This window comes from Streptomyces sp. NPDC001617 (assembly GCF_053596855.1).
Window position 1 is genome coordinate 16033 of record NZ_JBSFHA010000072.1, and the last position, 23231, is coordinate 39263.

The 23231-nt window shown below is 70.4% G+C and carries 23 protein-coding genes; 6 read left to right on the top strand and 17 right to left on the bottom strand.

Going from position 1 to position 23231, the window contains the following annotated elements; translation table 11 throughout:
- Positions 1-3 precede the first annotated feature (3 nt).
- The 5 genes from ACWC09_RS38590 to ACWC09_RS38610 all read right to left on the bottom strand — a co-directional run bounded on the left by ACWC09_RS38590 (position 4) and on the right by ACWC09_RS38610 (position 4294).
- Positions 4-183: a hypothetical protein gene (locus ACWC09_RS38590; RefSeq protein WP_450855710.1), complete on the bottom strand. Its 180-nt coding sequence runs from the start codon at positions 181-183 to the stop codon at positions 4-6.
- A gap of 197 nt (positions 184-380) precedes the next feature.
- Complete coding sequence (locus ACWC09_RS38595) at positions 381-938, bottom strand: hypothetical protein (protein ID WP_450855711.1); 558 nt, start codon at positions 936-938, stop codon at positions 381-383.
- A 71-nt stretch (positions 939-1009) separates the two neighbouring features.
- On the bottom strand, positions 1010-1582 hold the full coding sequence (locus ACWC09_RS38600; protein ID WP_450855712.1) for a GNAT family N-acetyltransferase: 573 nt from the start codon (positions 1580-1582) through the stop codon (positions 1010-1012).
- Positions 1560-3788, bottom strand: coding sequence for an MMPL family transporter (locus ACWC09_RS38605; RefSeq protein WP_450855713.1), 2229 nt, complete (start codon positions 3786-3788; stop codon positions 1560-1562). The genes ACWC09_RS38600 and ACWC09_RS38605 overlap by 23 nt, the downstream gene beginning before the upstream one ends.
- A 203-nt stretch (positions 3789-3991) precedes the next feature.
- Entirely contained in the window at positions 3992-4294 is a 303-nt protein-coding gene (locus ACWC09_RS38610; protein ID WP_450855714.1) for a hypothetical protein, read from the bottom strand.
- A gap of 186 nt (positions 4295-4480) precedes the next feature.
- On the opposite strand from ACWC09_RS38610, the gene ACWC09_RS38615 reads away from it, so the two are divergent.
- Positions 4481-5278 carry a methyltransferase domain-containing protein gene (locus ACWC09_RS38615; RefSeq protein ID WP_450855715.1) on the top strand — a complete coding sequence of 266 codons (798 nt, stop codon included), beginning with the start codon at positions 4481-4483 and terminating at the stop codon, positions 5276-5278.
- 54 nt (positions 5279-5332) lie between these two features.
- Here the strand turns inward: ACWC09_RS38615 and gatB are convergent, their stop codons facing one another.
- From gatB to ACWC09_RS38670, 11 genes are all read right to left on the bottom strand, one after another.
- Positions 5333-6847 (bottom strand): Asp-tRNA(Asn)/Glu-tRNA(Gln) amidotransferase subunit GatB, encoded by a 1515-nt coding sequence (gatB, locus tag ACWC09_RS38620; RefSeq protein WP_450855716.1) that lies wholly within the window; start codon positions 6845-6847, stop codon positions 5333-5335.
- Positions 6848-6862: 15 nt separating this feature from the next.
- Positions 6863-7105: a hypothetical protein gene (locus ACWC09_RS38625; RefSeq protein WP_356356448.1), complete on the bottom strand. Its 243-nt coding sequence runs from the start codon at positions 7103-7105 to the stop codon at positions 6863-6865.
- Positions 7102-8604, bottom strand: a complete 1503-nt coding sequence (gene gatA / locus ACWC09_RS38630) for an Asp-tRNA(Asn)/Glu-tRNA(Gln) amidotransferase subunit GatA (protein WP_450855717.1) — start codon at positions 8602-8604, stop codon at positions 7102-7104. Before gatA ends, ACWC09_RS38625 begins: the two co-directional genes overlap by 4 nt.
- 4 nt (positions 8605-8608) lie before the next feature.
- Positions 8609-8905 carry an Asp-tRNA(Asn)/Glu-tRNA(Gln) amidotransferase subunit GatC gene (gene gatC, locus ACWC09_RS38635; protein WP_007384860.1) on the bottom strand — a complete coding sequence of 99 codons (297 nt, stop codon included), beginning with the start codon at positions 8903-8905 and terminating at the stop codon, positions 8609-8611.
- 84 nt (positions 8906-8989) lie between these two features.
- Positions 8990-9481, bottom strand: a complete 492-nt coding sequence (locus ACWC09_RS38640) for a cupin domain-containing protein (protein WP_450855718.1) — start codon at positions 9479-9481, stop codon at positions 8990-8992.
- Positions 9482-9507: 26 nt separating this feature from the next.
- Positions 9508-9840, bottom strand: coding sequence for a DUF4267 domain-containing protein (locus tag ACWC09_RS38645; RefSeq protein WP_450855743.1), 333 nt, complete (start codon positions 9838-9840; stop codon positions 9508-9510).
- Complete coding sequence (locus ACWC09_RS38650) at positions 9841-12078, bottom strand: putative bifunctional diguanylate cyclase/phosphodiesterase (protein ID WP_450855719.1); 2238 nt, start codon at positions 12076-12078, stop codon at positions 9841-9843.
- Between the two features lie 258 nt (positions 12079-12336).
- Complete coding sequence (ligA, locus tag ACWC09_RS38655) at positions 12337-14529, bottom strand: NAD-dependent DNA ligase LigA (protein WP_450855720.1); 2193 nt, start codon at positions 14527-14529, stop codon at positions 12337-12339.
- A 15-nt stretch (positions 14530-14544) separates the two neighbouring features.
- The gene (locus ACWC09_RS38660; protein ID WP_450855721.1) at positions 14545-15546 is read right to left on the bottom strand and encodes a methionine synthase; all 1002 of its coding nucleotides are present in this window, start codon (positions 15544-15546) and stop codon (positions 14545-14547) included.
- A gap of 40 nt (positions 15547-15586) precedes the next feature.
- The gene (locus tag ACWC09_RS38665) at positions 15587-16276 is read right to left on the bottom strand and encodes an SDR family oxidoreductase (RefSeq protein WP_450855722.1); all 690 of its coding nucleotides are present in this window, start codon (positions 16274-16276) and stop codon (positions 15587-15589) included.
- Between the two features lie 30 nt (positions 16277-16306).
- Positions 16307-16846: an LOG family protein gene (locus tag ACWC09_RS38670; protein ID WP_450855723.1), complete on the bottom strand. Its 540-nt coding sequence runs from the start codon at positions 16844-16846 to the stop codon at positions 16307-16309.
- A 50-nt stretch (positions 16847-16896) separates the two neighbouring features.
- On the opposite strand from ACWC09_RS38670, the gene ACWC09_RS38675 reads away from it, so the two are divergent.
- The 5 genes from ACWC09_RS38675 to ACWC09_RS38695 all read left to right on the top strand — a co-directional run bounded on the left by ACWC09_RS38675 (position 16897) and on the right by ACWC09_RS38695 (position 22464).
- The gene (locus ACWC09_RS38675) at positions 16897-17220 is read left to right on the top strand and encodes a DUF427 domain-containing protein (RefSeq protein ID WP_450855724.1); all 324 of its coding nucleotides are present in this window, start codon (positions 16897-16899) and stop codon (positions 17218-17220) included.
- Positions 17221-17257: 37 nt separating this feature from the next.
- A complete protein-coding gene (locus ACWC09_RS38680) occupies positions 17258-18040 on the top strand; it encodes an alpha/beta fold hydrolase (RefSeq protein WP_450855725.1) in 783 nt (260 codons plus the stop codon).
- A gap of 127 nt (positions 18041-18167) precedes the next feature.
- The gene (locus tag ACWC09_RS38685) at positions 18168-19826 is read left to right on the top strand and encodes a glycosyltransferase family 2 protein (RefSeq protein WP_450855726.1); all 1659 of its coding nucleotides are present in this window, start codon (positions 18168-18170) and stop codon (positions 19824-19826) included.
- Positions 19823-20812: a glycoside hydrolase family 26 protein gene (locus ACWC09_RS38690; RefSeq protein ID WP_450855727.1), complete on the top strand. Its 990-nt coding sequence runs from the start codon at positions 19823-19825 to the stop codon at positions 20810-20812. The genes ACWC09_RS38685 and ACWC09_RS38690 overlap by 4 nt, the downstream gene beginning before the upstream one ends.
- A gap of 11 nt (positions 20813-20823) precedes the next feature.
- A complete protein-coding gene (locus ACWC09_RS38695; RefSeq protein ID WP_450855728.1) occupies positions 20824-22464 on the top strand; it encodes a glycosyltransferase family 39 protein in 1641 nt (546 codons plus the stop codon).
- On the opposite strand, the gene ACWC09_RS38700 is transcribed toward ACWC09_RS38695, so the two are convergent.
- The gene (locus tag ACWC09_RS38700) at positions 22461-23213 is read right to left on the bottom strand and encodes a M48 family metallopeptidase (RefSeq protein WP_450855729.1); all 753 of its coding nucleotides are present in this window, start codon (positions 23211-23213) and stop codon (positions 22461-22463) included. The two genes, ACWC09_RS38695 and ACWC09_RS38700, sit on opposite strands and share 4 nt — an antisense overlap.
- Between the last annotated feature and the right edge of the window lie 18 nt (positions 23214-23231).

Consider the following 23231-nt stretch of genomic DNA (forward strand, 5'->3'; position numbering starts at 1 on the left):
TCGTCACGCCGCGCGTGACCGCAGTCGGCGGAGGCTGAAACTATGCGGTTCGTTCTCCGCTGCGTGGCGGGCCTCGCGGCGGGCGGCGCGGCGCTCTCGGGTGACCTCGCGGGCCAGGCGTTCCTGGTCGGCCCGGCGGATCAGTTCGGCGGAGCGGATCTGGGAGATCTCGAACTCGTACATGGTGTGTCCCTTGTGAGAGGCGGTTCGGTGGGCTCGCTTTCTGCGATGCCTCAACCTTCGTCTCCAAGGGGGGTGCGCCACATCGGGAGAGTTCCGCATCTTCGGCGGCGCCGGGGGCCTTAGACGCACGTGAGGGGCCTCAGGGGCTCCGTAAGGTGCTTGCGGATGCCCTAAGACCCCTCAGGACCTGCGGTGATTCAGCTCGCGGAGACCGCTCCGAGCAGGGCGTCGGTGTACTTGAGGACGGCCAGGAGCAGACCGATGACACCGAGTGCGACACCGCCCCAGGCGACGGACTTGATCCAGACGGGCTGCGGCTTCCCGGGGGCGCCGAACGCGGGACGGATCAGGACGACGACGCCGGCGATCAGGGCGAGCAGCGCGAACACGCCGGCCCACAGCGCGGTGGCGTGCCACGCCTGGTAGTACCCCTGGTCGAGCAGCTTGGCAACGCTGGAGGACGACGAGGTCTGCGCCTGAAGCTGGCCCTTCAGCTCCTGGCGTGCGGACGCGATGGTGCCGACCCAGCTGCCGCTGAGCGAGACGAACCCGAGCGCGGCTGAGACGATCGCACCCGCGCCCTGCCCGACGCCGGTGGGGCCCTCCTCGTCGCCCTCGGAGCCGTTCTCGACAAGGTCGGCCTCGACGGACGCCTCCTCCTCGGTCTCGGCTGCGGTGGCGTCCACCGTCTCCTCGTCGGGCTTCACTTCGGTGGCCTCGGTCACGGCCTCGTCATCAGTCTTGGTGGTTCCCATACCTCGCACCGTACGGACGCTGGATGAGAGGTTTCTGAATGATCGCCGGGGCGATCCGCAGAGCCCTCTGCTTATTGGTTGTGTGCGGCACGCTCGCGTGCTTCACGCCACTCGGGGGCAAGAATCGACCACACCTCGGCGTCGTGCCGCACCCCACCATAGGGGTACCTCTCGCGGAGCACGCCATCGCGGGTGAATCCGAGGCGCCGGGCCACGTTCAGACTGGGCAGATTCCCCGAGGCGGCGATCCACTCGACGCGGTGGATGCCGCGCTCCTCCACCGCCCAGTCGATCAGCACCCGCATCGCCCGCGTGATCAGCCCGCGCCCGGTCGCGGCGGGCTCCAGCCAGCAGCCGACCTCGGCGTTGCCCTCGGCCGCGTCGAAGTTCAGCGTGAGGACACCGCCCACGAGTTTTCCGTCCAGCCAGATGCCGTGGTAGGAGGCGGTGTCGGCGGCGCGCATGTCGGCGTACCGCTGGAGCGTCTCGCGCGCGGAGGGCCCGTCCACAGCCTGCTGCCCGAACGGGATGAACTGCCCGATGAACTCCCGCCCGCGCTCCAGGTTCGCCAGGAACTCCTCGGCGTGCCAGGGCTCCAGCGGCCGCAGTTCGGCCCCGTCGTCACCCAGGGATATCGCGTACATCGCCCCGCTGCTCCTTCTCCAGTTCCGCCACGACATCGGTGAGCCTCTCATGGGCGGCACGGCACTCGGGCGGTTCGATGCTGATGCGGGGCATACGGCGGTCCAGCCAGGCCGGCAGCCACCAGTTGGCGCCGCCGAGCAGGTGCATGAGGGCCGGAACCAGGAGCGTCCGCAGGACGAAGGCGTCCAGGGCGACCGCGGAGGCCAGCGCGATGCCGAACATGGCGATCACCCGGTCGCCGCTGAGGACGAAGGCGAGGAAGACCGAGATCATGATGACCGCGGCGGAGTTGATCACCCGGCTGGTCTCGGCGAGGCCCACGCGCACGGCCCGCCGGTTGTCGCCGGTCTCCAGCCACTCCTCGTACATCCGGCTGACCAGGAAGACCTGGTAGTCCATGGAGAGCCCGAAGAGGACCGACACCATGATCACGGGGAGGAAGGGCTCGATCGGACCGGCGCGGCCGAGGCCGAGCAGCTCGCTCCCCCAGCCCCACTGGAAGATCGCGACGACGATGCCGAAGGCGGCGGCGACGGCGGCGACGTTCATCGCGGCGGCCTTCAGCGGGATGCCGATCGAGCGGAAGGCGAGCAGCAGGAGCAGACAGCCCAGGCCGATGACCACGCCCACGAACAGGGGCAGCTTGCCCACGATCACGTCCGCGAAGTCGTCGTACGACGCCGTCACACCGCCGACATGGACGTCCAGCGAGGTGCCGGTCTCGGCGCGCGGCAGCACCTCGGTGCGCAGCCGGTCGACGAGGTCGCTGGTCTTCTGCGACTGCGGCTCGGAGGTCGGGACGATCGTGAAGTACGCGGTGTCGCCGCCGGTGTCGTAGGTCACCGGGGTCACCGAGGCGACGCCCTCGGTGGTGCGGATGGTGGCGTCGAGGTTGTCGAGGGCGAGCTTGTCCTCGGCACCGTCGACGTGCGTGACGAGCGTGAGCGGGCCGTTGACGCCGGGGCCGAAGCCGTCGGCGAGAAGGTCGTACGCCTGCCTCGTGGTCGACGTCCTGGGATCGTTGCCCTGGTCGGAGGTGCCGAGGTGGAGGGAGAGCGTCGGCAGCGCGAGGACCGCCATCACGGCCAGCGCGACCACGCCGAGCACCTTGGGGTGGCGCTCCACGAACGCCGACCAGCGGTGGGCGAACCCGGTCGGCAGCTCGGGCTGCGGACCGTGCTCGTCCAGCCGCCGCCGTTCGCGCCGGCTCAGCGCACGCATGCCGATGAGGGACAGCAGCGCGGGCAGCAGTGTGACGGATGCGGCGACCGTCAGGACGACGGTCAGCGAGGCGGCGATCGCGACGCCGTTGAGGAAGCTGAGCTGCAGGATGAGCATCCCCAGCAGGGCGATGCAAACGGTGGCACCCGCGAACACGACGGCGCGTCCCGTCGTGGCCACGGCACTGGTGACCGCCTCGGTGACGGACAGGCCGCGTTTCAGTCCGCGACGGTGTCTGGTGACGATGAAGAGCGCGTAGTCGATGCCGACGCCGAGCCCGATCAGCATGCCGAGCATGGGCGCGAAGTCGGCGACGGTCATGGCGTGCCCGAGCAGCACGATCGCGGCGTACGCCGTGCCCACGCTCACCAGTGCGGTGGCGATGGGCAGCACGGAGGCGGCGAGCGACCCGAAGGCCAGGAACAGGACGGCCGCCGCGACGACCACACCGACGATCTCGGCGACGTGCCCGCCGCTCGACTCGGTGAGTGCGACGGCGCTGCCGCCCAGCTCCACCTGGAGCCCGTCGCCCTCGGCCGCCTTGGCCGCGTGGACGACGGCCTCGGCCTCGGACTTCTTGATGTCCTCGGCCCGGTCGTCGAAGGTCACCGTGGCGTAGGCGGTGTGCCCGTCCTTGCTGATCCGGGCGGAGCCGTCGTCGCCGTACGGGCCGGTCACGGAGGCGACCCCGGGCAGGTCGGAGATCTTCTCCAGGGTCTGGGTCATCGTCTGCTCGACGGCGGCGGCGCGGACCGTGCCGGAGCTCGTGTGCCAGACGACGGTGTCGCTGTCCCCGCCCAGCCCCGGGAAGCCCTCCTGCAGCAGCTGGGTCGCGGCGCCGGACTCGGTACCGGGGGCCTCGTAGTCGTTCGAGTACGCCGAGCCGGTGACGGCGGCGGCCGCGGTCACCCCGCCGAAGGCGAGGAGCCAGAGCAGTACCGAGACGAGACGGTTCCGAACACACCAGCGTGCAAGGGCTGCCACGTACGAGCTCCCGGGGGACGATTTGTGGATCTTTGACCGGGAAGATTCGTGGAACAGTCGTTCACAACATGAACAGCCCGCAAAGAACGCATGAGCAATGCGAGGACCATGTTTACAGCCAGAAGTGATCGTTTACGCCATTCGTGGGCTTATTCACAAGAGTGGGAGGCAGATCACAGGACAGTAACGATGACTCTGTCACCTCAGTCGAACTGGTCCCCCAGCGCCATCACCATCGCCCCGACGACCAGCAGCCACAGGGCCCGGCGCGTGTGCCCACGGGCGCCCAGCACCGCCGCGAACGCACAGACGGCGGCGCCGAAGGCGTAGGCCCCGGGCACGACGGCCGGGGCGGGCCCGGTCAGCCGGAGCAGCGAGGCGGCCAGCCCCGCGAGGGTCAGCAGTGTGCCGGTCCCGGTGGCCGTCCAGCGGGCCCGGCGGGCGTCGTAGGCCGTGTCCATGTCGTCCTCGACGTCCCGTATCGGGGAATCATCTCGTCCGCTCATGGCGGGCGAGCGTAGCGCGTCCTCCTGAGAAAGCGACTGCGGGGCGACCCGCACAACTGCTAGCTTCCGCTGGTCAGCCCTCACCGGCCCCTCGCCGACGACCGAAGCGGGTGCATTGTTTGAAGGTCCGACCGAGCTCCTACGCATCGACTTCCACTACGAAGATCACAAGGAGCCCGTTCACCGATGCCCGACATCAGGACCACGAACGACGACCTGACTGACCGTCTGAACCTCCCTCGTTACCCGCGCAGCAGCCAGTACGACGCCCGCTGGGTCGTCGACAACCAGATGGGCCCCAACGCCCTGTGGCTGCTGGAATGGCTGGCCCCCGCCCTCGGCCTGGACACCCTGCGCCCCTGCGCACGCGTCCTCGACCTGGGCTGCGGCCGGGCGATGACCTCGATCTTCCTGGCCCGCGAGTTCCACGCCCAGGTCACCGCGGCCGACCTCTGGGTCAAGCCCGACGACAACGCCCGGCGGATCGCCGAGGCGGGCTTCGCCGACCGCGTCCAGGCCGTGCACACCGAGGCGCACGACCTGCCCTTCGCCGAGGGTTCCTTCGACGCGGTCGTGAGCATCGACGCGTACCAGTACTTCGGCACCGCCGACCTCTATCTGCCCACCCTGACCAGGCTGTTGAAGCCCGGCGGACGGATCGGCGTCGTCGTACCGGCGCTCCGCGAGGAGCCGGCAGGCGCCGAACCGCCCGAGCACCTCAAGGCCTGGTGGGAGCCCGGCTACTGGTGCTTCCACTCCGCCGACTGGTGGCGGCGCCACTGGACCCGCAGCGGCGCCGTCGAGGTCGAGGCCGCCGACTGGCTGGAGGACGGCTGGCGGGACTGGCTGCTGTGGTGCGAGGTGGTCGCCGAGGAGAGCCCCGAGGAGTTCCACCGCACGATGGCCCGCCAGGTGGGCGAGATGGTACGGGCCGACGAAGGCCGCGCACTGGGATTCGTACGGGTCGTGGGACGCCGTAAGTAAGCATGCGTACGGCCCCGGAGGGCATCCCTCCGGGGCCGCACCGCGCACGGGGGCTCAGCCCTCGCCGACGCCCAGCTTCTCCAGGATCAGCTCCTTGACGCGGGCCGCGTCGGCCTGACCGCGGGTCGCCTTCATGACCGCACCGACCAGGGCGCCGGCCGCGGCCACCTTGCCGCCGCGGATCTTGTCGGCGATGCCCGGGTTGCCGGCGATGGCCTCCTCGACGGCGGTGGTCAGGGCGCCCTCGTCGGAGACGACCTTCAGACCGCGCTTGTCGACGACCTCGTCCGGGGTGCCCTCGCCCGCGAGGACGCCCTCGATGACCTGGCGGGCCAGCTTGTCGTTCAGGTCGCCCTTCGAGACCAGCTCGGTGACCCGGGCGACCTGCGCCGGGGTGATCGCCAGCTCGTCCAGGGACGTGCCCGACTCGTTGGCGCTGCGCGCCAGTTCGCCCATCCACCACTTGCGGGCGGAGGCCGCGTCGGCACCGGCGTCGATCGTGGCGACGATCGGGTCCAGCGCACCGGCGTTGAGGATCGCCTGCATCTCGGTGGCCGAGATGCCCCACTCCGCGAGGAGCCGGTTGCGGCGGACCAGCGGCAGCTCGGGCAGCGCGGCCCGGATCTCCTCGACCCACTCACGGGACGGGGCGACCGGCACCAGGTCCGGCTCCGGGAAGTACCGGTAGTCCTCGGCCTCTTCCTTCACTCGGCCCGAGGTCGTCGACCCCGTGTCCTCGTGGAAGTGCCGGGTCTCCTGGATGATCGTCCCGCCGCTGCTCAGCACGGCCGCGTGCCGCTGGATCTCGAAGCGGGCCGCACGCTCCACGGACCGCAGCGAGTTGACGTTCTTCGTCTCCGAGCGCGTGCCGAACTTCTCGGTGCCGTTCGGGCGCAGCGACAGGTTCACGTCGCAGCGCATCTGGCCCATCTCCATCCGGGCTTCCGACACACCGAGCGCCTTGATGACCTCGCGCAGCTCACGGACGTACGCCCGAGCGACCTCGGGAGCACGCTCGCCCGCGCCCTCGATCGGCTTGGTGACGATCTCGATGAGCGGGATGCCGGCGCGGTTGTAGTCCAGCAGCGAGTGCGAGGCGCCGTGGATACGGCCCGTCGCGCCGCCCACGTGGGTCGACTTGCCGGTGTCCTCCTCCATGTGGGCGCGCTCGATCTCCACCCGGAAGGTCTCGCCGTCCTCCAGCTGTACGTCGAGGTAGCCGTTGAAGGCGATCGGCTCGTCGTACTGGGAGGTCTGGAAGTTCTTCGGCATGTCCGGATAGAAGTAGTTCTTCCGGGCGAAACGGCACCACTCGGCGATCTCGCAGTTCAGCGCGAGACCGATCTTGATCGCCGACTCGATGCCGATCGCGTTGACGACCGGGAGCGCGCCGGGCAGGCCGAGGCAGGTGGGGCAGGTCTGCGTGTTGGCGTCCTGACCGAGCTCGGTCGAACAGCCGCAGAACATCTTGGTCTTGGTGCCGAGTTCGACATGGACCTCAAGGCCCATGACGGGGTCGTACGACGCCAGCGCGTCCTCGTACGACACCAGGTCGGTCGTGGTGGTCACGGTGAAACTTCCCTCTCAGCCCAGCAGGACGTCGTCGTCGCCCAGCCGCTTCAGCTCGCGGTAAAGGATGGCCAGGCCGGTGACGATGCCGACGGCGGCGACCGTCGCGTCGATCAGTCGCAGCGTGTCCTGCTCCGCGCGGGCCTTCTTGATCCGCTTGGCGACACCGAGCGCGCCGAAGGCGGTGGTGGCGATGGACACATACGTACCGGACTTGGACTTCTTGAAGTCCTGAGCCTTGGTGAGTGCCTTGGTCACAGCGACGGAGCCTCCTCGAGGAGCGGGTGCCCCCACTTTTCCACGAAGGCGGCCTCGACGGCTGCGCCGACCTTGTAAAGCCGGTCGTCCTTCAGCGCCGGGGCGATGATCTGCAGACCGACCGGGAGGTTGTCCTCCGGCGCGAGACCGCAGGGCAGCGACATGGCCGAGTTGCCCGCGAGGTTCGTCGGGATGGTGCAGAGGTCGGCCAGGTACATCGCCATCGGGTCGTCGGCGCGCTCGCCGATCGGGAAGGCGGTGGTGGGCGTGGTCGGCGACACGATGACGTCGACCTGCTCGAAGGCCTTCTCGAAGTCGCGGGTGATGAGCGTGCGGACCTTCTGGGCGGAGCCGTAGTAGGCGTCGTAGTAGCCGGAGCTCAGCGCGTACGTGCCCAGCATGATGCGGCGCTTCACCTCGGGGCCGAAGCCCTCGGCGCGGGTGAGGGAGGTGACCTCCTCGGCCGAGTGGGTGCCGTCGTCGCCGCTCCGGAGGCCGTAGCGCAGGCCGTCGAAGCGGGCGAGGTTGGAGGAGCACTCGGAGGGCGCGATCAGGTAGTACGCGGAGAGCGCGAGGTCGAAGGACGGACAGTCCAGCTCGACGATCTCGGCGCCCAGCTCCTTGAGGAGGGCGACGGACTCGTCGAAGCGCTGGATGACACCGGCCTGGTAGCCCTCACCGCGGAACTGCTTCACCACACCGACGCGCATGCCCTCGACACTGCCGTTGCGGGCGGCCTCGACGACCGGCGGGACCGGCGCGTCGATGGACGTGGAGTCCAGCGGGTCGTGCCCGGCGATGACCTCGTGCAGGAGCGCCGCGTCCAGGACCGTACGGGCGCAGGGGCCGCCCTGGTCGAGGGAGGACGAGAACGCCACCATGCCGTAGCGGGAGACCGCCCCGTACGTCGGCTTCACGCCCACCGTGCCGGTGACGGCGGCCGGCTGGCGGATGGAACCGCCGGTGTCGGTGCCGATGGCGAGGGGCGCCTGGAAGGAGGCGAGCGCGGCACTCGACCCACCACCGGAGCCGCCGGGGATACGGGTCAGGTCCCACGGGTTGCCGGTCGGGCCGTACGCGCTGTTCTCGGTGCTGGACCCCATGGCGAACTCGTCCATGTTGGTCTTGCCGAGGATGACGACGTCAGCGGCCTTGAGCTTCTTGGTGAGGGTGGCGTCGTACGGCGGAATCCACCCTTCCAGGATCTTGGAACCGACGGTCGTCGGGATGCCCTGGGTGGTGAAGATGTCCTTGAGCGCGAGGGGAACGCCGGCGAGAGGACCGAGCTTCTCGCCCCGCTCGCGCTTCTCGTCTACGGCGCGCGCCTGCGCCAGAGCACCCTCGCGGTCGACGTACAGGAAGGCGTGCACCTTCTCGTCGACGGCCTCGATACGGGCCAGGTGGGCCTCGGCGACCTGGACGGCCGTGAGCTCGCCGGAGGCGATCTTCGCGGCGGTCTCGGCGGCCGTGAGCTTGATGATGGTGACGTGGTCCGTCATGCGATTAGTCCTCCCCCAGGATCTGCGGCACCTTGAAACGCTGCTGCTCCTGGGCCGGGGCGCCGGAGAGCGCCTGCTCGGGGGTGAGCGAGGGACGGACCTCGTCCGCCCGCATGACGTTCGTCAGCGGGAGCGGGTGCGAGGTCGGCGGTACGTCTTGGTCGGCGACCTCGCTGACGCGGGCGACCGCGCCGATGATGTCGTCCAGCTGTCCCGCGAAGTGTTCGAGCTCTTCGGGCTTCAGCTCCAGACGCGCCAGCCGGGCGAGGTGGGCGACCTCCTCGCGCGTGATGCCAGGCATGCAGCGTTCCTCTGGGGTGAGTGTGTGTGGTTTGGGCCCAATCCTAGGGGGCAGCGGCCTCCGGCCGTTAAACGGTTTCGTCCGTCACCGGCGAGCGTCCCAGGTGGGGCTGCGCAGGAAGTGGTTGTCGTACAGCTCCTGCACCTCCAGCAGGCTCTCCGGAGCGACCTCGCCCAGGCGGATGCGCTGCAGGTGGCGGAAGTACTCGAAGCGTTCGACGCCCGGCGTGATGACGATGAGCAGATCCGCCGTGGCACCGGGGGCGGCGGCGAAGGCGTGCGGGCGATCCGGCGGGACGATGATCAGATCGCCACGCTCGGCGGTGACGACGTCGTCGCCGGAGAGGACCTCGGCGGCGCCGTCGAGGAGGTAGAACATCTCGGCGGAGTTGCGGTGCAGATGCGGCCGGGCGCCGTCGGCGCCCTCCGCGAGGGTCACGCGCACGGTGGACAGGGCACCGCCGCTGGCGCTGCTGTCGGCCAGCAGCCGTACGGCGACGGGGCCACCCCCGACCACCTCGGCCTCCGCGTCACGGACCAGGACGGTCTCGTCGAACTTCGGTACGAACAGCGACATGATGCGACTCCCCCTGTGAAACGTCGTCAGACCGCGAAGAGCAGCCCGGCACTGATCAGTACAACGATCGCGGTGGCGAAGTGGATCCCGAAGGCCACGGCCTTCGTACCGCCGTTGCGCAGGACTATCAGCGTGTCGCCGAGCGGAATGAGTGCCACGCACAGCATGAGCCAGGCCTCTGTGTGCGCCCCGGCGGCGACCAGCAGGACAAGGCCGATGACACCGAGGGTGCCGTCCCTGAGCCCCTTGATCGAGAGATAGGCCCCGGCGTCGCCCTCCGGCCGGGCGGGGACGCCGTATCCCGCGGCGGAGGGACCCGGCTGGAACAGGAACCGATACCCGAGGAACAGGCGGAACAGCTACTCCGCAGCCGGCAGCGCGGCGCGAGGCCGCTGCCACCCCCGACTCCCCCGAGCCAGCAACCAAGCCGTGGCCTCCTCCGGAGGCATCGCGGCCGCCACCAACCACCCCTGCACGGCGTCACACCCCAGGTCCCGCAACCGCTCCCAGGTCTCGTCGTCCTCCACACCCTCGGCGACGACGAGCAGGCCCAGGGAGTGCGCGAGATCCACCGTGCACCGCACGATCTCCGCGTCCTCCGTGTCGACCGCCAGCCGAGCCACGAACGACCGGTCGATCTTCAGCTCGCTCACCGGCAGCCGCCGCAGATGCACCAGTGACGAGTACCCCGTACCGAAGTCGTCGAGCGACATCTTCACGCCGTGCCCGGTCAGCCCCGCCAAGGTGTCCGCGGCCCGCTGCGGATCCTCCAGCAGCACATGTTCCGTTATCTCCAGCTGAAGCGACCCCGCCGGCACGCCGTGCCGAGCCAGCCGCGCCGCCACGGAACCCGCGAACCCCGGTGTGTGCACATCCCGCGGCGACACGTTCACCGCGACCGGCACATACAGCCCCTGCGCCCGCCACCGGGCCACCTGCCCGAGCGCCGTCTCCAGCACGTACTCCGTCAGATGGGGCATCAGCCCCGAGGACTCGGCGATCGCTATGAACTCGTCCGGCGGCACCTTCCCCCGCTCGGGATGCACCCAGCGGACCAGGGCCTCGAGCCCGGCCACCTGCCCGTCGAACCGCACCTTCGGCTGGTAGTGCAGCTGCACCTCATGCGCGTCCAGCGCGCGCCGCAGATCGCCCAGCAGACCGAGCCGGTCCGGTGTGTTGGAGTCCCGCTTGGACTCGTACACCTCCACGCCCGTGCGGTCCCGCTTCGCCTGGTACATCGCCACGTCCGCCCGCCGCAGCAGCCCCTCCGCGTCCAGCGCGTGGTCCGGGAAAACGGCGACGCCCGCACTGGCCTCCAGGACGAGGGTGAGTCCGTCGAGGTCGAGCGGGGAGCTGAGCGCGGTGACCAGGCCGCGGGCGATGCGGGTCGCGGATGTCGTGGAGTCGGCGACCGGTAGTAAAACGGCGAACTCGTCGCCGCCGAGCCGCGCGGCCTCCGCTCCGCGCGGCAGTGCGACGCGCAGCCGGTCGGCTATCTGGAGGAGCAGCCGGTCGCCGGCGAGATGGCCGAGGGTGTCGTTGACGGACCGGAAGCGGTCGAGGTCTATGAGCATCAGGGCGGAGCGGGCGCCGATGCGCTCGGCGTCGTCGAGGGCCGTCCAGATGCGTTCCAGCAGCCACTGCCGGTTGGGCAGTCCGGTCAGCGGGTCGCGCAGCTGTTCCTCGGCCCGCGCGCGGGCGATCCACAGGGTGGAGTCGAGGGCGATCAGCGGGATGGCGAACAGCGGCAGCAGCACCGGCTGGGCGACGGCGACCACGCACACCAGCGGGGCGATACCGAGCAGCGCGACCGCGACCAGGCCCTGTCTGACCAGGGCGGTACGGGCGACGGTGGGCAGTCCGCCGCGCGGGGCGTGCAGATACCAGAGCAGCGCGCGGGTGACCAGCAGATAGGCGATGGCGACCAGGACCACCTCGGGGGCGGTGTAGATCGTCCAGCTGTCGGGGTTCCAGGGGTTCTCGACGGACGGCACCCGGCCGAAGGCGCCGAGCACGAGGGCGCCGGCGCCGATGCCGAGGATGTCCACCGAGCCGTGCAGCACGCCGGCCCGCCAGCGGTTGCGCCGGGCTATGCCGACCAGCACGACGACGGTGAGGCTGACCATGCCGGCCGCCACCCAGCCGTAGAGCATCAGGACGGCGAGGGTGAGGGCGGCGCCGGAGCCCGTGCCGCCCCACCAGCGGGAGCGGCCGAGCATCACCAGGTGGCCGACGATGATGCCGGTCAGCACGGCGAGCGACCAGCCGACGGTGCCGGACGGGAAGAGCGCGTGGGTGCCGGTGAACGCCTGGTAGAACCCGGCGCCGAGGACGAAGGCGGCCGCGCCGACGACACCCGAGGGCAGGGCGGGCCAGGACAGGTGCCGTTCGTGGTCCGTGCCCGGCAGGGGGGACGTGTGGTCGGTGTTGAGGTGGGGGGCACCGCGTACGTCCGTCACGGTGTACTGTCCGGTGCCGCGCCCCTCCCCGCCCGGACGCTGCGGGGGCCGTCCGGCCCACCGGCTCGTCCGCCAGGCGCCGGTGACCCGGCGCCGGCGCAGCCGTGAGTCCGGGGGGGCGCTCTCGGTCGGTTCCATTCCCGTCCCTCTCACAGCCGGCGGTGCCCACGCCACGCGGCCCGATGCCCGACATCCATCAACGGCGCCGCGTTGGAAAACCCTTCCCCTTGCTCACCAGGAGCACGGGGATGCCCCAACCGCAGCTGGGCACGGCAGGCGCACATCTCAACAGTAGGCCGCAGAAGGCTTCCACGGGCAGCGGTCGTAGCCGGTTGCCCGAATGGCTCCGGCCACCCGTATGCATCTGGTATGCGCCGAACAGATGGCCTTCAACCGCTACTCCTCTGTGGGAAGCGCAACTTCGGCCGCCGCTTCGGGTCCCTGTTCCAGCAGGACGTCGAAGCCCTCTTCGTTCAGAACAGGCACCTTGAGCTGCATCGCCTTGTCGTACTTCGAACCAGGATTGTCGCCTACGACAACAAAGGAAGTCTTCTTCGAAACAGAACCGGTCACTTTCGCTCCCCGGGTCTGCAACGCCTCCTTGGCGCCGTCGCGGGTGAAGTGCTCGAGGGTGCCGGTGACCACGACGGTCATCCCCTCCAGCGGGCGCGGGCCCTCGTCCTCGCCGGTGCTCTCCTCCTCCATGCGGACCCCGGCGGCCCGCCACTTGCGCAGGATCTCCTGGTGCCACTCCTCGGCGAACCACTCCTTGAGGGAGGCGGCGATGATCCCGCCGACGCCGTCGGTGTTCGCCAGCTCCTCCTCGGTGGCCTGCTCGATCCGCTCGATCGAGCGGAACTCGCGGGCCAGCGCCTCGGCCGCGACCGGCCCGACGTGACGGATCGACAGACCGGTCAGGACCCGGGCCAGCGGACGCTCCTTGGCCGCCGCGATGTTCTCCAGCATGGCGACCGCGTTCTTCTTGGGCTCGCCCTGCTGGTTGGCGAAGACGGTGGCGATCTTCTCCTCGCCGGTCTTCGGGTCGAGCTTGGGCAGGCCGCTGTCCTGGTCGAGGACGTACGCCTTGATGGGCAGCAGCTGCTCGATGGTGAGGTCGAAGAGGTCGCCCTCGTCGACCAGCGGCGGGTCGGACGGCTCCAGCGGCTTGGTGAGGGCCGCGGCGGCGACGTAACCGAAGTGCTCGATGTCCAGCGACTTGCGGCCCGCGAGGTAGAAGAGGCGCTCGCGCAACTGGGCCGGGCAGCTGCGGGCGTTCGGGCAGCGCAGGTCGACGTCGGCCTCCTTCATGGGCCGCAGGGCCGTACGGCACTCGGGGCACTCGGCCGGCATCACGAACTCCCGCTCGCTGCCGTCCCGCAGGTCGACGACCGGACCGAGGATCTCCGGGATGACGTCACCGGCCTTGCGCAGCACCACGGTGTCGCCGATGAGGACGCCCTTCGCCTTGACGACGTCCTGGTTGTGCAGGGTCGCGAACTCGACCTCGGAGCCGGCCACCGTCACCGGCTCGACCTGGGCGTACGGCGTGACCCGACCCGTACGGCCCACGCCGACACGGATGTTGATGAGCTTGGTGTTGACCTCTTCGGGCGCGTACTTGTACGCGATCGCCCAGCGTGGTGCGCGCGAGGTGGAGCCGAGCCGCCCCTGGAGCGGGATCTCGTCGAGCTTGACGACGGCGCCGTCGATCTCGTGCTCCACGGAGTGGCGGTTCTCGCCGAAGTACGCGATGAACTCCCGGACGCCGTCGAGGTCGTCGACCACCCTGTTGTGCTTGGCGGTGGGCAGACCCCAGGTCTTCAGCAGGTCGTACGCCTGGGAGAGACGGGTGAGTCCCTCGAAGCCCTCCAGGGCGCCGATGCCGTGGACGACCATGTGGAGGGGGCGGGTGGCGGTGACGCGCGGGTCCTTCTGACGGAGCGAACCGGCCGCCGCGTTGCGCGGGTTGGCGAAGGGCTTGTCGCCGGCCTCGACCAGGCGGGCGTTGAGCTCCTCGAACTTCTCCATGGGAAAGAAGACCTCGCCGCGGATCTCCACGAGGTCGGGGACCTTGTCACCCTTCAGCCGGTCCGGAATCTCCCCGATCGTACGGACATTGGGGGTGATGTCCTCCCCGGTCCGCCCATCACCGCGGGTCGCCGCGCGCGTGAGGCGGCCGTGTTCGTAGGTGAGGTTGACGGCGAGGCCGTCGACCTTCAGCTCGCACAGCAGGTGGTAGTCGGGCCCGCCGACGTCCTTGGCGACGCGTTCGGCCCAGGCGGCCAGCTCCTCGTCGCTGAAGGCGTTGTCGAGGGAGAGCATGCGCGAGCGGTGCTGGACCGCGGTGAACTCGGTCTCGTACGCCCCGGCGACCTTCTGGGTCGGCGAGTCGGGGGTCCGCAGCTCGGGGTACTCCTCCTCCAGCCCCTCCAACGTCCGCAGCAGCTTGTCGAACTCCGCGTCGCTGACGACCGGGGCGTCGTTCACGTAGTACCGGAAGCGGTGCTCCTCGATCTGCTCAGCGAGCTTCGCGTGCTTCTCCCGTGCCTCGGCGGGCACCGTCGTCTCCGCTTGCTTGTCGCCGGCCACCGTGTTGTCCTCCCGTTACTCTGGGTTGTCCGCGAGGGATCTCGCCGCCCGGACGCAGTGGGCGAGCGCCCTGCGCGCGTAATCCGGGGAGGCCCCCGCGAGTCCGCACGACGGCGTGATCGTGACCGCCTTCGCGAGAAGCCCCGGTTGCAGCCCCAGCCTGCGCCACAACGTCCTGACACCCATGACGCTACCGGCAGGGTCTGACAATCGGCCGTCCGTGCCCGGCACGACACCTGCGAAGAGCCGGGTGCCGCCTTCCACCGCCTCGCCGATCGTGTCGTCGTCACGTTCGGTGAGGAGCGAGAAGTCGAAGGAGATCGCGGTGGCGCCGGCACGGCGGAGGAGGGCGAAGGGGACGTCCGGTGCGCAGGAGTGGACCACGACGGGGCCGTCGCCGTGAACCCCCATGACCTCGCGGAGGGTGGCCTCGGCGATCTGCCGGTCCACGGCGCGGTGCGTCCGGTACCCGCTGGCGGTCTTGACCTGGCCACGCAGTACGGCGGTGAGGGAGGGCTCGTCGAGTTGCAGGACGAGGCGGGCACCGGGGATGCGGCGGGCGACCTCGGCGAGGTGGAGACGCAGACCCTCGGCGAGCGATGCGGCGAGGTCGCGACACGCACCGGCGTCGGAGAGCGCCGACTCCCCGTTCCTCAACTCCAGGTTGGCGGCGAGGCTCCAGGGCCCGACGACCTGCACCTTCAGCGGCCCCTCGTACTCCTGCGTGAACTCCTCCAGGGCGTCGAGGTCCTCCCCCAGCCACGACCGCGCCCGCTTGGTGTCCCGCCCCGGTCGGTCCCCGATCCGCCAGCCGCTGGGCTCCACGCGCGCGTACAGCTCGACGAGCATTCCGGCGGTCCGTCCGATCATGTCCGCGCCGGGGCCACGGGCGGGGAGCTCGGGGAGGAAGGGGAAGTCCTCGAAGGTGCCGGTGACCGTCTTGGCGGTCTCGCGGGCGTCGCCGCCGGGCATGGAGCCGATGCCGGTGGCGGGACCGAAGGGAAGATCTGCGTTCACACGAGCAGCCTATGTTTCCCGGCCCCGCCGCCCCTACCCGTCAGCGGCCCGGTCGCACCGTCAGGTCGTTCACCTCGGCGTCCCTCGGCAGGTCGATGGCCATCACGATCGTCGTCGCCACCGACTCCGCGTCGATCCACTTCGAGGCGTCGTACTCCGTGCCCTCCTGCTGATGCACCTTGGCCTGCATCGGGCTCGCCGTACGCCCGGGATACACCGACGTGACCCGGACCCCGTTCTCGTGCTCCTCGTTCCGCAGCGCGTCCGCCAGCGCCTTCAGGCCGTGCTTGGAGGCGGCGTACGCCGACCAGTCCGCGCTCGCCCGCAGCCCCGCGCCGGAGTTGACGAACACCACATGCCCACGCGTGGCCCGGAGCTGGGGCAGGAAGTGGCGGGTCAGTTCCGCGGGCGAGATCAGGTTGACGTTCAGCTGGTGGCGCCAGGACTTCGGGGTCAGCTCCCCCACCGGGCCCAGGTCGACCACGCCCGCGCAGTGCAGCAAGGAGTCCACACGGTCGGGGAGCGACTGGTGCGAGAAGGCCCAGGACAGCTTGTCGGGGTCGGCCAGGTCGCCCACCAGCGTCCTCGCCCCCGGGAACTCCGCCACCAGCTCCTTCGCGCGCCCCGCGTCACGCGCGTGCAGCACGAGTTCGTCCCCGCGCGCGTGAAGGCGCCGCGCGACGGCCGCGCCGATGCCGGAGCCCGCTCCGGTGATCACATGTGTAGCCATGCCGCCATGCTCGCACCCACCGGCGACGGACTACTCCACGCCCTGGTTCTCCTCCAGATAGGCCAACGCCCCCACCGGCTCCTCCGCGAAGAACACCAGGTCGGTCAGCGGACGCGGCAGGAACCCCTCCTCCTCCATGCGCCGGAACTGCTCCTTGAGGCCGTCGTAGAAGCCCGCCGTGTTCAGGAGCACCACCGGCTTCTCGGTGTGGCCGTGCTTCTTGAGCTCCAGGATCTCGGTCGCCTCGTCAAGGGTGCCGGTGCCGCCCACCATGACGACCACGGCATCCGCCTTCTCCAGCAGCAGCCGCTTCCGCTCGGCGAGATCCTTCGCGATCACCATCTCGTCGGCACCCGCCCGCGCCTTCGCGGCCAGGAAGTCGACCGAGACCCCGCACAGCCGGCCTCCCGCCTCCTGCACGCCGTCGGCGACCACCTTCATCAGACCGACGTCGGAGCCGCCCCACACGAGCGTGTGCCCGCCCTTGCCCAGCAGTCTCGCGAACTCGCGCGCGGGCCGCGTGTAGCGGTCGTCGAGGTCGGCGGCGGAGAGGAACACGCAGATTCGCATGAGGTCACCGTACGCGGGAAGAACCGGGGGCCCGCGAGTGCTTTTCCGGTATGGCCCAAGGACACGAGATCACCATCGAGCAAGGCGACCGACACGTGCGCGTGGTGCACGGCGACCAGGTCCTGGCGGAGAGCGAACGGCCCCTGGTGCTGCGGGAGACGGGGTCTCCGGTGCGGTACTACCTCCCGGCGGAGGACGTACGACTCGAGCTGCTCACCCCGTCCGACACCCACACCTACTGCCCCTTCAAGGGCACGGCCTCCTACTGGTCGCTGCCCGACGCACCGGACCTGGTGTGGTCGTATCCCGAGCCCAAGCCCGAGGTCGCGCAGATCAAGGATCATCTCTGCTTCTACGAAGTCGAGGTGTCGTGACGGATGATTTCCGTGCCGTGGGGCAGTCTGCACAGGCATGGACAACACCACCATTTCGCGCGACGGCACCGCCATCGCGTACCAGAGCACCGGTGAGGGCCCCGCGGTCGTCCTGGTGAGCGGTGCCATGTCGACGGGCGCCACCGTGGCGCCCCTCGCCGTACCGCTGTCGGGCGGCTTCACCGTCGTCTCCTACGACCGCCGGGGGCGCGGCAGGAGCGGCGACACCGAGCCCTACGACGTCGCCCGCGAGGTCGAGGACCTCGCCGCCCTGATCGACGCCGTGGGCGGCGAGGCGTCGCTCTACGGCATCTCCTCCGGCGGCGCCCTGGTCCTGGAGGCGGCGGCGAGCGGGCTGCCGCTGCGCGGTGTCGCCGTGTACGAGGTGCCGTACGCCGTATACGAGGGCGGCGCCAAGGAGCGCGCCGCGTACACCGAGAGCCTCACCGAGGCGCTCGCACAGGGCCGCCGCGGGGATGCCGTCGAACTGTTCCTCAGGCTGACCGGGCTGGCCGAGGACATGATCCAGGGCGCCCGCAACTCCCCCATGTGGCCCGGCATGGAGTCGATCGCGCCGAGTCTCGCGTACGACAACGCCGTGATGGGCGACGGGCTGGTACCGCGGGCGAGGCTGGCCGCCATCGACGTGCCCGTGCTGTCCGTCGCGGGCAGCGCGAGCCCCGCCTGGATGCGTGAGGCCGCGCGGGCGGTGGCCGAAACCGCGCCCCGGGGGACGTATCGCGTCCTGGAGGGTCAGACCCACATGGTGGATCCGAACGTGCTCGCACCGGCACTGGCGGAGTTCTTCACAGCGACTTGAGGGCAAACCTTGAGCAACCCGAGACCGATCCGCGCTCGGTAGTCACATAAGATTCACCATCAACTCGCGCTTTCGCGGCGAGCCTCCTTGTCCCCCGGCATTCCGGCTCGCTTGTGGAGCAAGACCCATGAACACCCCGCACGCCCTGCCCGACGGCGGCAGATCCACGGTGCCGTCGCAGCGCCGCCGCCGGGCCGAACCCCGCAAGGCCGTTTCCGGCCACACCCACCCCGGGCTGCTGCCCTCCCCTCCCGACGACCGGGAGAAGGTGGCGTACGTCCGACGGCACACCTGGGTGCTGACGTACTCGTCCCTCGTCGGGTTCGTCTGCCTGGTGATCAGTCAGGTGCGGGCGGCGACGACGAGTGTCTGGATCTGGGCGTACATCCCGCTTCTGGTGCTGTCCGTGGTCAGCTATCTGATCTCGTTCCGGCTGGACGCCTTCGCCCCGAGCTTCGACCTGCGCGGGCACCGCCGGCTGGTCAAGGGGTGGCGGCCGGAGCGGTACCCGGACGTGGACGTCTTCCTGCCGGTGTGCGGCGAGCCCATCGAGGTGCTGCACAACACCTGGCTGCACGTGCGCACCCTGGGCGAGCACTATCCGGGGCGGGTCACGCCGATCGTGCTGGACGACTCCGACGACCCGGAGATCGGCGCGATGGCCGCCGACTTCGGCTTCCGGTACCTGGTGCGGCCCAACCGCGGCTGGATGAAGAAGGCCGGCAATCTGCGCCACGGCTTCGAGCGGTCCTCGGGTGACTTCATCCTCATCCTGGACGCCGACTTCGCCCCGCGCGCGGATCTGCTGCACGAGCTGCTGCCCTACATGGACCGCGATCCGCGCACCGGAATCGTCCAGTCCCCGCAGTTCTTCCGTGTCCTGGATCAGCAGAACTGGATCGAGCGCGGGGCGGCGGCCGTGCAGGAGCTGTTCTACCGCAGCGTCCAGGTCTCCCGGCAGCAGAGCGACGGCTCGATCTGTGTGGGCAGTTGCGCGGTCTACCGGCGCAGCGCGCTCGCGGAGATCGGCGGCACCAGCCTGGTCGAGCACTCCGAGGACATGTACACCGGGTTCGAGCTGCGGGCCCTGGGCTGGGACCTGACGTACGTGCCGATCGCGCTGTCCACCGGCGTGTGCCCGGACACCGTGGGCGCCTTCTACAGCCAGCAGTACCGCTGGTGCATGGCCTCGCTGGCGATGCTGAGCAGCAAGGACTTCTGGCGCACCAAGATGCGGTTCGCCAGCCGGCTGTGCTACTTGTCCGGTTTCGTCTACTACATCGAGACCGGGCTGCTGACCTTCAGCGGCCCGCTGATCGCCCTGACGATCATGCTGGCGGCCCCCGAGCAGCTGAAGCTCGCGAACATCGGCCTGGTGCTGCCCAGCGTGCTCTACCTGACGGTGATCTACCCGATCTGGCACCGCAATCCGTACCGCCTGGAGGCCTGGGCCACCCGCGTCCTGTACGGCTGGGCGCACGCCTTCGCCATCTGGGACACCGTGCGCCGCCGCCCGATGGGCTGGACGCCGACCGGTGCGGGCGGCGCCAAGGGCAGCAAGACACGCCGCCTGTGGATCGGCATGTGGGCCTGGAGCGGGACGACGGCGGTGGCCTGGATCGCGGTCGCGGTCTGGCGGATGAGCACCTCCCTCAGCCCGTCCGACTACGCCCTGATGCTCGCCTCGGGCCTCTTCTACGGCGTCGCGGTCGCCCGTGCCCTCATCCAGCCGCACGCCGAGGAAGCCGCCCCCGTGCCGCCGCTCGCCGAGGAGGTCGCGGTATGACCGGGCCCCGCCTTCTGCTGCTCGCCCTCGTCGGCTGTCTGCTGGCGACCGTCAGCGCCTGCGCCCCGCCCGCCCCGCAGGTCTCCTCGGCGGCCGCGGACGCGAAAGTGGCGTCGCCGAGCGCCGAGCCGCCCTACGACATACGCCCGTTGCTCAAGCCCGACCACAGGTACCTCGGGGTCGCCTTCAACGGCTCGCCCCGCGCGACCTCCCCCATGACGGCCTTCACCAAGAAGGCGGGCAAGCAGCCCAACCTGCGCGAGTACTACGCGAAGTGGGGCGACCCGTTCCAGGCGGACGTCAACCGTGCCGTCTGGGACGACGGCCAGCTGCCCTTCCTGGTCTGGGAGCCCTTCTCCCGTACGGCCGCGCAGATCGCCGACGGCGAGGACGACGCGTACATCCGGGAGTTCGCCGATGCCGTGCGCGACTACAACCGGCCGCTGGCGCTGAGCTTCGGGCACGAGATGAACGGCGGCTGGTACCCCTGGGGCAGCAAGAAGACCGGCGCCGCCGACTTCGCGCGCGCGTGGCGGCACATCCACGACCTGTTCACCGACGAGGGCGCGGCGGACGTCATCTGGGTGTGGAGCCCGAACGTGATCAACCCGGTCCCGAACGTGCGGCTCAAGCCGTACTACCCCGGTGACGCGTACGTCGACTGGATCGGTGTCGTCGGCTACTACGCGCTCAGCGGCCCCACGACCTTCCGGACCCTCTTCGGGCCGACCCTGACGGAGATCCGCCGCTTCAGCCGCAAGCCGTTCCTGATCGCCGAGACCGGCGTCCAGGCCGGGGAGCGCAAACCCGCCCAGATCGCCGGCCTGTTCGCGGGCGTACACGCGCGTGCCGACGCGCTGGGCCTGGTCTGGTTCAACCTCAAGAAGGAGGCCGACTGGCGCATCGACAGCGGCCCGTTGTCGCTCGCCGCGTTCAAGAAGGCGGCGGCGGACGACTCCTTCGGCTTCGACGTCCGGAAACCGTAGGGGGCCCGTAGATGGAGCGCAACGACTCCACCATGCAACTTCCCGTGGCCCGCCCCAAGATGCGGTCCCGGGTTGCCGAAACGATGCAGCTGCGCGTGCTCAAGCAGCGCCCGTCCGGCTACACGCTCAGCCCCGTCCCCGACTCCGGCTGGTCGGCCGCCCCGAGCTCACGCCGGATCTGGGTCAGCCGACTCGTCCTGCTCGCCCTGCTGGTGATGCAGGCGGGCCTGTCGCTGCGGCTGCAGAACACCGCCTTCGAGGACGAGGCCCTCTACCTCTTCGCCGGCCACGCGGAGATCGCCCATCTGCTGCACGGCACCCCGCTCTACGGCGCCTTCGACAGCTACTTCTCCGGCGCGCCCGTCCTCTACCCGGTCCTCGCGGCCGCCGTCGACTCGGTGTTCGGGCTGGCCGGCGCCCGCGCGCTGAGCCTGGCCTGCATGCTGGGCTGCACCTCGCTGCTGTACGCGATGACGCGCCGCCTCTTCAACGAGCGGGCCGGGCTGTGCGCGGCCGGCGTCTTCGCCGTGGCCCAGTCCACCGCCTTCATGGGCAACTTCGCGACCTACGACGCCCTCGCCCTGTTCCTGCTGGCGCTGGCCGCGTGGATCGTCGTACGCACCGCGGACTCGCACCCGCTGCTCGTCCTGCTCGCCGCGCCGGTCGCCGCGCTGGCCGTGGCGGTCAAGTACGCCTCGGCCCTGTATCTGCCGACGGTCGTGCTGCTCGGGGTGCTGACCGCCTATCAACGGCGCGGTCTGCCGCGGGCGTTGGGCCGCGGTGTGCTGCTCACGGCGGCCACCGTCGCGCTGCTGGGCGCGGGGCTGTACGCCTCCGGGTACCTGGCGGCGATCCAGTCCACCACGACGGCCCGTGCGGCGGGTACGACGCCCTCGTGGACCATCGTGCGGGACTCGGCCCACTGGGGCGGCCTGGCGGTCGCCGTGGCCCTCCTGGGGGCCTTCTCGTACGTCCGCAGCGGCCGCATGAGCGAGATGCCGGGCTGGCGCGGGGCGCTCCCGGGCGCCCGCTGGCGGGCCACGCTCGGGCTGCTCCTGGTCGGCACGGCCCTGCTCGCGCCCGCCTACCAGCTGCACCTGCACACCGAGGTCTCGCTCCACAAGCACATCGGCTACGGCCTGTTCTTCGCCGCGCCGCTCGCCGGGGTCGGCGTCACCCGCCTCATGGGCGCGCACTTCAAGTACCCGCAGTGGGCGATCTTCCTGGGCGTGGTCCTGCTCTCCAGCGGGATGTCGCAGGCGTACGACAACTTCCACGCGTGGCCCGACTCCAGGAGTCTGGTGGCGGATCTGCGGCCGTACATGAACGCGCACGGCAGCTACCTCGCCGACACCTACGAGGTGCCCGTCTACGCGCTGGGCCGGGACACCTCGTACCGCCGGTGGAACTCGACCTACACGATCGACTACACGAGCCGTTCCGGACGCCATCTCACCGGGGCGGCAGGCTTCAGGGCGGCCGTGTCCGACCGGCACTTCACGCTGATCGTGCTGGACCGGGGCAACCCGACCGGCGAGAGCACGACGGTCCGTGACGCCCTGGTGCACTCGACCGGCTACCGCCTCATCGGGACGGTGCCGTACGCCACGGCGTGGGGCAGCAGCCGGTTCGAGCTGTGGGCGCCGTCCTAGGGCCTTGTCGAGGAGACAGCTCCGCGCCACAGTCGCGGCTCCTCCTGCGCGAACTGCCGTTCGCGCACGTCTGCGTCGGGTAGCGCGAGCCGGACCGCCCGTCGGAAAGCCGCTCCGTGGCCGGGGTGCCTGAGGTGGCAGAGCTCATGGATCAGGACGAGGTCCACCAGGGCGACCGGCAGCTGTATCACCGCCCAGTGCACGGTGATCGCGCCCTCCGGAGAACAGGCACCCCAGCGGCGGCCGAGGTCCCGCACCTCGATTCCCGCCGGATCACGCACTCCGGCCAGTGCCGCCAGCGGCTGCAGCCGGGCGGCGAGCCAGCGCTCCCCGCGGCTGCTGTACCACTCCACCAGGGGCCCCGCGTCCGCGGCGGCCGACAGCGACCGGGGCAGCTCCAGCCATCCCTGGCGCAGTCGTACGTGGCCGCCGTCGTCGTCGGGAGTGAGCCTGAGCCGGTAGCGGCGGCCCAGGTAGGCGAAGCCCTCGCCGCCGATCAGGTCCTTGACCGGTTCGGCCGCCCGCAGGTCCTGGCGGCGGCGGACCTCGGCGGCGAGACGCGGCATGCGGCCGCGCACCGCGTCGGCGACCTCCTTCGGGTCCGCGCCCTCGGGAACCGCGAAGAGCACCCGGCCGTCCTCGGCGATCTCGATGCCGAGGGTGCGGCGCCGTGGCCGCACGACGACATCCCACCGCCACCCGCTGGGCACGGGGAGATCGGCGATGGCCTGTTCGACGACGGTACTCACCCGCACTTCCTACCATCC